Source organism: Sphingobacterium kitahiroshimense (assembly GCF_025961315.1).
Taxonomy (GTDB): domain Bacteria; phylum Bacteroidota; class Bacteroidia; order Sphingobacteriales; family Sphingobacteriaceae; genus Sphingobacterium; species Sphingobacterium anhuiense.
Window position 1 is genome coordinate 5,461,059 of the sequence record NZ_JAOQNK010000001.1, and the last position, 12,570, is coordinate 5,473,628.

The following is a 12,570-nucleotide window of genomic DNA, read 5'->3' on the forward strand; positions in this document are numbered from 1 at the left end:
AGCCTCTTGAGATAATAAAAAAACGAATATTGATATAAAAATAGCAACAATGAAAGCAAAATATACCAGCATATCTTTGATCGCAGTTTTCGTGATCGGTATGCTTAGCTCTTGTAACAAAGACTTTCTGGATAAAGATCCGACTACAGCTATTGACGGAGGAGCCTTTTGGACTTCCGATACAGATGTGAAGTTGGCTGTAGCGGGCGTATATAGAAGATTGCAGTCTGGTTTTTATGGCCAGGGTAAATTATGGTTGGATACCTATTCGGATAATGCACTGGATCGCCATAGTTTTTATGGCTTTGGAGATTTGACCCAGGGTATCGTCAACTCGACTAACGTCACCGGCACATTTTATAATACACCTTACGAAGGGATTGCGGGATGTAATTTTTTCTTAGATAATATTGATAAGGCGCCAAGCAGCGATGCTCAAAAAGCAGTGTATAAGGCTGAGGTTAGATTTATCAGGGCGATGTTTTACTTCGACTTGGTACAGGCATTTGGCGGAGTGATCCTGTATGAGACTGAGCCAAAGACTGTGGATGAAAGTAAAATCGTCCAGAGTTCGAAAGAAGATGTGCTGAAGTTTATTCACAGTGAACTTGATTATGCCATCACTAATCTGCCCAATTTAGCATATACAGATGGCCATGCCGTAAAAGGGAGTGCGCAGGCCTTAAAAACCCGCGTGTATCTTTATCAGCAAAATTGGCCTTTGGCAGCAAGTACAGCGAATGATATCATTACTGGAGGTAAATTTCAGATCTATCAAGGTGGGTACCAGAATCTCTTTTTCACACCTACACAAAAGGACAATCCAGAAATTATATTTTCGACGAAATATTCCGCACCCAACAATCCACAGGGTGGTGAGGGTTTATTGGTCGAAGTCGGGTGGTATGGCAGTATAGCACCTTACCAAAATCTGGTCGATGCTTATGAAATGTCCAACGGTAAAATGATCAATGAAATGGGCTCAGGTTATGTGGCATCAGACCCCTACAGCAATCGTGATCCGCGTTTAAAATTTACGATCAAAGTGCCGACTGAAGAATATGTCAATCCGGATGGATCAGTATTTGAAGAGTCAGATCCGCTATTGACGACTTATGTTCAGAAAAAATATGTAGATCTGTCGATGTTGCCGTTCAACAGAACGAAGACGCCACTGACGGATCAGAACATCATCCATACCCGTTATGCCGATGTTTTACTGATGTATGCCGAGGCTAAAAATGAAGTGAGCGGTCCTGACCAAAGTATCTACAAAGCGTTGAATGAAATCCGGGAAAGAAAAAGTATCGGTATGCCGAAGGTAAATGAGGCCGTATACAATACCAAAGACAAGTTACGTGATTTTATCTTGCATGAGAGACGGATAGAATTGGCCTTGGAAGGACACCGTTATTACGATCTTAAACGTCGTAATCAAATGGAAAATGTACTTTCAAAAATTAAAAATCCGGGCGGTGTACAATTGAAATTCGGTGAGAAGAACAATGTTTTACCTTTTGCGCAGGATGAATTGGATAAAAATAAACAACTGAAACAAAATGATGATTACACGCCGTAATCCCTAAATCTTCATGTTCGATATGACCATGAAAAGCCCCCTGATATTATTGTCAGGGGGCTATTTTCGTTTACAGGTTATGGCCTCTTACTGATGAGGACATATATTTACCTCGGTATTCCCGAGGTGTTAATCCTTTGAATTTTTTAAAAAACTTGTTGAAATTTGAAAGACTATTGAAACCGCAATCGTACGCCAGATTGTTTACCCGGTAATCTTCCTGTGTCAGCAGTTTGCAGGCATGTCCGACACGTACTTCATTGACAAATTCTACGAAGGTTTTTTGCGTTCTACTTTTGAAATAACGGCAGAAAGATTGCTTATTCATATAGATCATCTCCGACACGTCTTCCAGATGGATCTCTTTCGCAAAATTATTGAAAATATGCTTCAAAATAATATCCATACGGTCATTGTCCTTCAGCTGATAGGTATTGGTATAACCTGCTCCAGTGAGTAAGTCGTATTCTTTAGTCTCACTCAGTATCTGCAGTATTTTAGTCAAGAGGTTCAAACGGGTGAGTACGTCAACTTCATCTGCTAATTGGATCAATAGAGTTTTTATCTGCAATTTGGTTTTACCTTTAAAGCGCATACATCGTTTACTCAGCTGAAAAAAATCAGCAAGTGTTTTGACGTTTCCGAATTGGGAAATAATCTTAATAATCTTATCTGGATGAAAAAATAGGGTCACGGATTTAGCTTGATTTTCATTTTCAGAAGCGATGAAGTATTCTTTACTATTGTGCCAGACATGGGGAATGTTAGAGCCTACCAAGATGAGATCATCTTGGCTAAAACTTTCAATGCTGTCACCGATCATTCTAGTGCCCTCACTTTTGACGACATAATTTATCTGACATTCTTCATGAAAATGAAATAGCGTTGAGAAATAAGGCGAGTTGACGATTTTGGTGTCAAACACATCATTTTCTTTACCTTCTAATATTTTAGCTGGAACTGGTTTCATAATATCTAGCTACCTTTAATATGATCCCGAAGCAATGCTCTATTGCTGCTATATTAAAGTTTGGTTTTTTAATTATGCTAATATAGCGTATAAATTGGTGAATTGCCAATTGGTTTTTAATTTTTTAAGCCTTTAACTTAGTCATCATATAAACCAGAATAAAATCTTAAGTGTATAATTATTTTTAATATGGCATCAATAGGAAAAAAAAGACTTTACTCCAAGTTGAAGATTGGAAAGTTAGGACTTTTGTTAAGTACAATCTCGATGCTGTCGGGTAATGTTCAGGGACAAGAAAATAAGAGTTTGTATACTTTACAGTCAGATTTTGTCGATCTGAGATTTGGGGTTATGATGCATTTTAACATGGGGACATTTACCGATGAGGAATGGGCATCGCCCAATCACGACCCCAAGAAATTTAATCCGACCGAGCTTGACTGCAATCAATGGGCTGATGCATGTAAAGCTGCAGGTATGAAGTATGCTATTTTAACCACAAAACATCATGACGGATTTTGTCTATGGGACTCTAAGTATACGGATTATGATGTCGCAAGTAGTCCCTACAAAAAAGATGTTGTAAAAGAATATGTGGATGCATTTCGTAGTCGGGGTATAAAGCCTTGTTTATATTTTTCCATTTGGGACCGTCACAATGGTGTTGAAAACGGAGGGCTGAAAGAAGAGCAGTTAATACTGAATCAACTCACGGAGCTCTTAACAAATTATGGAGAGATCCCGCAAATTATTTTCGATGGATGGAACTGGAAAATGGGCCATACCCTTATTTCGTATCAACGCATCTATGATCATGTTAAAAAATTACAACCCAATTGCCTTATATCTGAACATAATGGCAACAGTAATTTTCAAACGGATTTGATTTATTATGAAGGACCAAAAGGGGTATTTCCTCCTGGAAATAATGTGTTTGCTTCGCAGATGGCTTTGACGATGACCAACGGCTGGTTTTGGCATGCAGATTCACCTAAGAATGTCAAAAGTCTGGACTATACGTTGGATAAGCTACAGCGTCTTGAACCGCTATATTGCAATTTCATGCTCAATATAGCGCCTAACCGTAAGGGTCTTTTTGATAAAGAGGTAGTCGATCGCTTGGTCGAAATTGGAAAAAGATGGAAACCAGATACCTCCCGTTTACCGCTACCGGCACAGCCCGAAACCGTGAATAGTTACATTTTACCTGTGGGTATTACCGCTACTGCTGGTAAAGCAGTTACCCAGCCAGCACCTCCAGCTAATGATGGCTCGCCGATCGCAGCGCTGCTGACCCAGACCACAGCGAACGTGATGATCGATGGATGCAGTGATGAGATTCCTGATAACGGCGGGTTTTCACCTTTTCAGACTTATTGGGAATTTGCACCTCATAAATCACGAGCCCTTGTCCTTGATCTGGGAACAGCCAAAGATATAAGGAAGCTGTATTATCTACCGGCACGCTGGTTAGGTTATAATGGGATAATAACTAAATATATGATCTCCACAAGTTTGGATGGTCAAAACTTTAAAAAGATAACGGAAGGGAAGTGGCAGAAAAACACCAATTTAAAGATATCGGATTTTGCTTCAGTAAAAACGCGTTACGTGAAATTTGAGATTGTAGAATCTGTGGGAGAAGCCATTGTCAGTGAAATTGGCGTTGGAAACTGATTATGATATAAGTTTTAGAAGAATTTAAATTAATTAAAATAATACAACTATGTTAACAGCATTTTCATTAAAAGGCAAGACAGCCTTGATAACAGGTGGCGGAACAGGTATTGGATTTGGAATAGCAAAAGCAATGTTGGAGGCGGGTGCGAGAGTGGTCATTGTAGGCCGTCGAGAAGAAACGCTACAGCAGGCGCAACTCGAATTAGGAGGGGATGTTCATTATTTTGTCTTTGATCTAGCCAATACAGAAGCTATTCCAGGATTGATAGATCGTATAGAATCTGCAGTAGGGCCAATTGATATTTTAGTCAACAATGCAGGTGTTCATTTAAAAAAATATGCACTGGAAACTAGTGATGCTGAATTTGAAAAAATTATACAGACCAATGTGCTCAGTGTATTCAGCCTAAGCAGGTCGTGTGCCGCTAAAATGGTTGAAAGAAAAGATGGAGTTATTTTATTTATTGGGTCTATGACCGGAATGTTTGGTATGGATCGTGTCTCGGCTTACGGTACTTCTAAAACTGCTTTGACTGGCCTGATGCAAAATCTGGTCACAGAGTTTTCGAAATATAATGTAAGGGTCAATACGTTAGTTCCGGGTTGGATAGAGAGTCCGATGTTTTTTAAAGCAATTGGTGACGATCCGCAGCGCAAAGAAAAGATCGTTAATCGGATCGCTATGGAAGGTTTTGGAAAACCTGAAGATGTGGGGAATGCCGCCGTTTTTCTCTCCTCTCCAGCAGCACGTTATATCACCGGGGTTTTATTGCCTATTGATGGTGGGGCGACTGTTAATTTTTGACCTAAGGTCAAATTGAACATAAACAAGTATTTTTTTAATGAAAAACATGAAAGCAATTATATTGCATGAACCAGGCCGGTTTGAATATATTACCAAAGAAAAGCCATCAGATCTTAAACCTGATGATGTATTGTTGAAGATAAAGAAAGTGTCGATCTGTGGTACCGATCTGCATGCCTACAAAGGCAAGCAACCTTTTTTTACTTATCCTCGTATTTTGGGGCATGAAGTATCTGCCGAAATTGTTGCAGTAGGAAGTGAAGTGAAAGGGCTTAAGGTTGGAGATAAGTGCACAGTTGAGCCTTATCGTAATCTGGTAGAAGATCAGGCTGTGCGCAAGGGTAAAACAAATTGTGGGAGCACCTTAACCGTATTGGGCGTTCATGAAGATGGTGCAATGCAGGAATACATCACGTATAAAGCCACTAATGTACATCTTACAGAGGGGCTTGATGACGATCAGATTTCCTTGGTCGAACCTCTGGCGATTGGTGCGCATGCTGTAGACCGCGCTCAGATCTTGCACGACGACACTGTTCTGGTCATCGGCGCCGGTCCAATCGGATTGGGCGTTGCAGCTATCGCACGATTGTCGGGAGTGAAAGTTGCGGTTGTGGATTTGTTACAAGATAGGCTGGATTTTATTAAGCATAAATTTCCTGAAGTAGAAACCATCTTATTGTCAGATCATACTGAAGGTGCTATCAAAGATGCTTTTCAAGGAGAGTTACCGACTATGATATTTGATGCAACGGGTAGTAAAGGATCAATGGAAAATTCGTTTAACCTGGTTGCGCAAGGAGGAACTATTGTTTTTGTAGGATTATTTGTTGGATCTGTTACTTTTGATGATCCTAATTTTCATAGGAAAGAAATAACATTAAAAGCAAGCCGCTCTGCCCGGGCTCAAGACTTTAAGAAAGTAATCCAGTTGCTACAAGCGGGACTTATTGATACGGATGGATACATTACCCACCGGATTCCTTTCGATCATCTTATTGATGACTTTGAAACGTTGTATCAACCAGACCAAAATCTGATTAAGGCTGTTATCGATTTTTAATTTAGAAAATTATAAATGCTGACGAAGAAAACTAGGTCGTTATAATAAATGACAGAATGAACTAGCCTTATTAATAACTCAAAAAAATGTTTTATATATACTTTTTGTTTCAAAATTATTTAAAAATATAATATCCTTAAAGTTATTTTTTAAGATGGTTAGTGTGTGGTGCAGGAGCAATTCTGTGCCACATTTTTGTTTTAGTTGCTGATATGCTCTTATATTCAAAAACACATTATTATTTATTTACATTTTTAGTCCATTAAGACGTATGGTAAATAGCTTGAACAAATTGACCAGAGATATAAGATTTTGCTAGTATTTTATGTTAATATAGTATCAATACTGATTAATAATCCGTCAATCAAAACTATTTATTTAGGTTAATTTTATGATCAGTAGAGAACCAATGATATCACTAAGAATCGAAGCACTTACCGGTAATATGTACTGATGATCGTCATGGACGATGGGAGGTTGGTTTTAAATCAATATGTGTCTTAGGAAAATAGGGTTTATGGTGAACATGAATAAAACTTCGGAAATAGTGATAATTAAAAAATAACAGTTTAAATAAATAGATGATAACGAGATTTGATATCGAAGATAAACGCTTTCCTTTGAATACAGGAGCTGGAAGTGATGCTGTGCATAAAGACCCAATTTATTCTTATGCGGTAACTAGATTAGTGGATGACAAAGGCCGTGTGGGTACTGGATTAGCCTTTACTATTGGGGCAGGTAATGAATTAGTATGCCAGGCTGCTGCCTTTTATGCTGAACGCTTAGTGGGTAAAGGGATAGAAGAAACAATGGCCGACTTTGGTCGTATATTCAATGCGCTGAGCAATGAACAGCAGTTTAGATGGTTGGGCCCCCATAAAGGAATTGTGCATTTGGCACTGGCTTCAGTAACCAATGCTTGTTACGATCTATGGGCGAAAACTAGAGGTGTGCCGCTATGGAAATTGTTGACCGATCTGACAGCTAAGGAGATTGTGAATACACTTGATTTATCGTATTTAGAAGATGAATTGACCGCTCAGCAAGCGATTGATTTGTTAGAAACGAATTTGGCCACGAAGGATAGCCGTATGGGTATCATTGATAGTGGCTATACGGGATACGATACTTCAGTGGGCTGGTTTAACTACTCGGATGAGCAAGTGCGGGAGAATTGCCGTAGGGCTTTAGATAATGGTTTTAGTGCGATGAAGCTGAAGGTTGGAAGTACTGACCCGCTCCGTGATATTAAACGTGCTCATATTGTAAGGGAGGTAGCCGGCGATGCCGCTACAGTTATGTTGGACGCAAATCAGCAATGGACACTTCCGCAGGCACTGTCGATCTGTGATGAACTGAAAGCGATGAATCCCTATTGGATTGAAGAGCCTACACATCCAGATGATATTTTAGCACATAAGACATTAACAGATGCAATAGCGCCAATTAAGGTTGCAATGGGTGAACATGTCCCCAATCGTATTGTATTTAAGAATTATCTACAGCTAAATGCCGCTGGATTTGTGCAGGTCGATGCTGTCAGGGTAGGTGGTGTTAGTGAATTTATCAGTGTAAGTTTATTATGTCGAAAATATAATATTCCGGTAGTGCCACATGTAGGCGATATGGGACAATTGCATCAGCATCTGGTGCTTTTTAATCATATTTCCATGGGTCATGAAGCATTATTCTTAGAACATATTCCGCATTTAAAATCCCATTTTGTACATCCTGTACAGATTGAAGGGGGCGTGTATAAAACTCCTATGGAAGTAGGAAGTAGTTGTGATTTACTTTAATTAATAATTTGATGTTAGGATCATTAGACTTAAGTATTGCCATCATTTATATACTACTCATCTTAGCGGTAGGGATATGGGCAGGGGTGAGTCAGAAACTCGAAAATAAAGGTTCTGCCAGTGACTATTTTTTAGCGGGCAAATCGTTGAAATGGCCGGCAATAGGACTTGCTCTTTTTGCAACAAATATATCAACGGTCCATTTAGTTAGTTTGGCACAGAGCGGATTTGATACCGGGTTGTTGAATGGTAATTTTGAATGGATGGCAGCTTTTACTCTTATCCTGCTTGCTTTGTTTTTTGTACCGTTTTATCTGAAGTCAGGTGTTTCAACTTTACCTGATTTCTTGGAACGTAGGTATGATAAAGCAAGTCGTGAATGGCTGACGATGATATCCATTGTATCGGCAATTGTGATTCATATCGCATTTTCGATGTTGGCAGGGGGGATTGTACTTAAAACACTTTTTGGTTTTGATATGTATTTGAGTATTACCGTTATCTGTATTATCACGGGCATCTATACGATACTCGGAGGTTTACGGGCCGTGGTTATAACGGAATCTATCCAGACTATTGTTCTTTTGGCTGGTGCTTTTATTATCAGTTTTGCTGCTTACGATAAGATGGGCGGATGGATTTCGATGAAGGATGTTTTGGTTGATGAAGGTCAGCTTGAACGATTATCGATGTTGCGTCCCCATGGGGACAGTAGTGGTATGCCATGGTATGCCGTGATCTTAGGTTACCCCATTTTAGGTATCTGGTACTGGTGTGCGGATCAGACGATTGTGCAGCGGGTACTCGGTGCTAAGGATGAAAATCATGGCCGCGTAGGTGCACTTTTTTGTGGGTTTATTAAAATCTTGCCGGTTTTTATTTTTGTTCTTCCTGGATTATTTGCCTACACTTTATTTAAAACGGGGCAGTTGGATCTGACAAGCTTAGGTGTTGACGTTGCCGGAAATGTAAATTCAAAAGGTATCTATACGTTGATGATTACACAATTGTTGCCATCTGGTTTGATCGGGGTATTGGTCGCAGCTTTGCTATCGGGTTTAATGAGTCAGATATCAGGTGCACTCAATTCTATTTCCACTATGGTCAGCTATGATATCTATAAGCAGAAGAGACCACATGCAACAGATAAGCAGCTTATAACTGCAGGTAAAATCTCGGCAGTAGTAGCTATGGCTTTTTCTTTAGCTCTTCTTCCTTTGTTAGATAAATACGAAAGTATATTTAATGGAATCAACGATGTAATTGCACATATCGCACCGCCGATAACATGTGTATTTCTTTTAGGAATCTTTTGGAAGAAGGCTTCTGCGGCATCTTCGAAATGGACACTATGGATCGGTTCTGCATTGGGTGTGATTGTCTTTATCGCGAATAAGCTTTTACCAGGAACATGGATAGGCCAGATCCCCTTTATGGTGATGGCCTTTTACCTGTTTATAATCTGTGTGTTGATACAAATCATATTTTCTTATCGTTTTCCTGTGCAACATACAGCCGAAAGTAAGGAATTATACTGGAAAAATCCACTGGAACCTCTTAAGGGAAAAGCTTGGAAAGGTATTGGAAATTATAGGGTATTATCGGGACTATTGTTATTAATTGTTGTGGTATTATATGGAATATTTAAATAAAAAGGTATTACTTCGATTTGTAATCGGGTTAGTGATGGTTTCATTAATCTTCGTCGGATGTAAAGATAACGGTTCACTTCAAAAGGTGAAACGGTATGCATCTGTCACTGGGCTTAAAGAGGAGAAAATAGAGGAGTATAAAAAGCTTCATGCAGCGGCATGGCCTAGTGTGTTAAAAATGATAAAAGAATGTAATATTCAGAATTACTCCATTTACTTAAAAAAAATAGACGGGAAAAACTATCTCTTTAGTTATTTTGAATATGTAGGTGATAATTTTGAATTGGATATGAAGAAAATGGGAGATGATCCGGAGACACAGCGCTGGTGGAAAGAGACGGATCCCTGTCAGATTCCGTTACCGGATGCTGCAGCAAAGGGTGCAACTTGGTCAGATATGGAAGAGGTTTTCCACACGGATTAAAATGCATATTGTATCTTAGAATTTTCGCTATCGAAAAATTTATTTGATTTTAATTTCGTTTATGTAAACGAAATCATATAATATATCATTAAACAGAGTGTCATGTGCTCATTTTTACCAATTAAAACCGACACTCATAACTAATAATTGCAATGAATAATACAAAGCAACTTGCTGCTTGTTTACTAATTTTTTGTATTGGTATTTCGACTTTGAAAGCCCAGGATGCAAAAAGGAATAAAATTTGGTATGAAAGTCCGGCTAATGCACTTGTTAAAGATGCGGCAAATGGATGGGAAAGTGATCCCGAATGGCTGAAAGCATTGCCTGTAGGTAATGGTTCACTTGGAGCTATGGTATTTGGCGATGTTAACCATGAACGTATACAGCTTAACGAGATGACGTTATGGAGCGGTAGTATGGATGATGGCGATAATCCTGATGCACCGAACGCACTCAACAAAATTAGGCAATTGCTCTTTGAAGGAAAATACAAAGAAGCGACAGCGCTAACGAATAAAACACAGATAACGAAGGGTAAGGGATCTGGATCCGGAAATGGGGCAAACGTGCCTTTTGGTTGTTTTCAGACATTAGGTGATCTGCGGTTAGATTTTGGATCGGATAAACCATATCAAAACTACTATCGCGAACTGGATCTGATGAGCGGAATAACGCGGTCAACTTTTATTCAGAATGGCGTCAAGTTTACGAGGGAAGTGTTTGCTAGTCATCCGGATCAGGCTATTGTCATTCGTTTGACTGCGGATTGTCCCGGAGCAATTCAGGTTGCTCTGAACCTGGATCGACCGGAAAGGTTCGAAACACGTGTGGTTGACAATAGGCTGCAGATGTCAGGAACGATGGACAACGGTAAAGGAGGAGATGGAATGAAATATATTGCGCAGGTCACTCCGGTGCTGGAAGGCGGAAAAATTAGTGCATTAGGTAAAGCGATCCAGATTACTGGGGCAAATGCATTGACTCTGATTGTGACGGCTAAGACAAATTATAAGCAGGAATATCCAACATTTGTTAATCCAAATTTTGAAAAAGAGCATGCTCAAATCGTGGCTAAGATTGTGTCTAAAAAATATCCGCTTCTGAAAAAGAGACATACAGAAGATTTCTCGTCTTATATGAACCGAGTGGACTTTCGATTGGGAAATGCAAAGAATGATCAAGCAACAAACACCTTGATGGCTAGTAATTTGCAATCTGGGAATGAACAGGTTTTGTATCCATTATATTTTCAGTATGGTCGATATCTCCTGTTATCATCATCACGAGATGGTGGATTACCGGCAAATCTGCAAGGAATCTGGGCTAATAAAATACAGACTCCGTGGAATGGTGACTACCATACGGATATCAATGTTCAGATGAATTATTGGCCGGCGGAAGTGGCAAACTTATCGGAATCGCATCGACCATTGATGGACCTGATTGCTTCTTTAGTGGCCCCGGGTCAAAAGACTGCAAAAACACAATATCAAATGTCGGGTTGGGCCCTGCACCCGATCACAAATGTATGGGGGTATACTTCTCCTGGAGAAAGTGCGAGCTGGGGCATGCACATTGGTGGTGGCGCCTGGATAGCGCAACATATTTGGGAACATTATGCTTTTACAAAGGATAAAGCTTTTTTAACCAAAGCTTATCCGATCTTAAAAGAGGCTTGTCTATTTTATTTGGACTGGTTGGTCGCTGACCCTAAAACTGGCTTTTTAGTTTCTGGTCCTTCTCCATCTCCTGAAAATTCATTTAAAGCTCCTGACGGTTCTGTGGCACAGATCAGTATGGGCCCATCACATGATCAACAGGTTATTTTTAACCTTTTTGAAAATACGCTTAAATCAGCTGCGATTTTGGGAGGTGAGCAAGATGCTTTTGTGAAAAAAGTACAGGTGGCTAAAGGGAATTTGGCAAGACCAACAATAGGAAGCGATGGCAGGTTAATGGAATGGGCACATGAATTTGAGGAAGTTGAACCTGCTCACAGGCATTTGTCACATCTATTTGCTTTTTATCCGGGTAACGAAATAACGGTGAATAAAACACCGGAGCTAGCTAAGGCGGTACAGAAATCTTTAGAAAAACGGGGTGATGATGGTGTGGGATGGACCTACGCTTGGAAAATTGCACTGTGGGCAAGGTTGCATAATGGTGATCGTGCATTGACGATGTTGAATAAACAGTTGAGGCCGACTGGAGATATGAATACAAAATATGATGGCGGTGGTGGAACATATTATAATATGTTTGACGCTTGTCCTCCTTTTCAGATTGATGGTAATTTTGGTGTGATCGCAGGAATGGCTGAAATGCTTTTGCAAAGTCATGAAGATTTTATAGAATTGTTACCCGCATTGCCGCAAGGCTGGAGTGATGGTGAAGTATCAGGTTTAAAGGCTCGAGGAGCTGTCGAAGTGGATATGAATTGGCAAGGAGGTAAATTGAAGTCTGCTTTTGTCAAAGCAAAATACGCTACTACCTGTAAAGTGAAATATAAGGGTCGTGTAGTTGAAGTCAAACTGACTCCTGGAAAAAGCGTTAATTTACAGAAATTGCTATAGTCGTGATCACGGTACTGGC

9 protein-coding genes are annotated in these 12,570 nt (G+C 39.7%); 8 read left to right on the plus strand and 1 reads right to left on the minus strand.

Annotated features, from left to right (window positions below; translation table 11 throughout):
- Positions 1–49: 49 nt before the first annotated feature.
- Positions 50–1,579 (plus strand): RagB/SusD family nutrient uptake outer membrane protein, encoded by a 1,530-nt coding sequence (locus tag M2265_RS23420; protein WP_132770244.1) that lies wholly within the window; start codon positions 50–52, stop codon positions 1,577–1,579.
- 70 nt (positions 1,580–1,649) lie between these two features.
- Here M2265_RS23420 and M2265_RS23425 read toward each other — a convergent pair whose 3' ends face one another.
- Entirely contained in the window at positions 1,650–2,549 is a 900-nt protein-coding gene (locus M2265_RS23425) for an AraC family transcriptional regulator (protein WP_132770242.1), read from the minus strand.
- Positions 2,550–2,738: 189 nt separating this feature from the next.
- Here M2265_RS23425 and M2265_RS23430 point away from each other — a divergent pair, with 189 nt between their 5' ends.
- The 7 genes from M2265_RS23430 to M2265_RS23460 all read left to right on the plus strand — a co-directional run bounded on the left by M2265_RS23430 (position 2,739) and on the right by M2265_RS23460 (position 12,551).
- On the plus strand, positions 2,739–4,226 hold the full coding sequence (locus M2265_RS23430) for an alpha-L-fucosidase (RefSeq protein WP_132770240.1): 1,488 nt from the start codon (positions 2,739–2,741) through the stop codon (positions 4,224–4,226).
- 49 nt (positions 4,227–4,275) lie between these two features.
- Positions 4,276–5,034 carry an SDR family NAD(P)-dependent oxidoreductase gene (locus tag M2265_RS23435; RefSeq protein ID WP_132770238.1) on the plus strand — a complete coding sequence of 253 codons (759 nt, stop codon included), beginning with the start codon at positions 4,276–4,278 and terminating at the stop codon, positions 5,032–5,034.
- Positions 5,035–5,080: 46 nt separating this feature from the next.
- The gene (locus tag M2265_RS23440; protein ID WP_132770236.1) at positions 5,081–6,097 is read left to right on the plus strand and encodes a zinc-binding alcohol dehydrogenase family protein; all 1,017 of its coding nucleotides are present in this window, start codon (positions 5,081–5,083) and stop codon (positions 6,095–6,097) included.
- A gap of 581 nt (positions 6,098–6,678) precedes the next feature.
- Positions 6,679–7,899 (plus strand): enolase C-terminal domain-like protein, encoded by a 1,221-nt coding sequence (locus tag M2265_RS23445; RefSeq protein ID WP_132770235.1) that lies wholly within the window; start codon positions 6,679–6,681, stop codon positions 7,897–7,899.
- An 11-nt stretch (positions 7,900–7,910) separates the two neighbouring features.
- Positions 7,911–9,551 carry a sodium:solute symporter gene (locus M2265_RS23450; protein ID WP_132770233.1) on the plus strand — a complete coding sequence of 547 codons (1,641 nt, stop codon included), beginning with the start codon at positions 7,911–7,913 and terminating at the stop codon, positions 9,549–9,551.
- Positions 9,535–9,975, plus strand: coding sequence for an L-rhamnose mutarotase (locus M2265_RS23455; RefSeq protein ID WP_237682801.1), 441 nt, complete (start codon positions 9,535–9,537; stop codon positions 9,973–9,975). The genes M2265_RS23450 and M2265_RS23455 overlap by 17 nt, the downstream gene beginning before the upstream one ends.
- A 152-nt stretch (positions 9,976–10,127) precedes the next feature.
- Positions 10,128–12,551 (plus strand): glycosyl hydrolase family 95 catalytic domain-containing protein, encoded by a 2,424-nt coding sequence (locus M2265_RS23460; RefSeq protein ID WP_132770231.1) that lies wholly within the window; start codon positions 10,128–10,130, stop codon positions 12,549–12,551.
- Positions 12,552–12,570 lie beyond the last annotated feature (19 nt).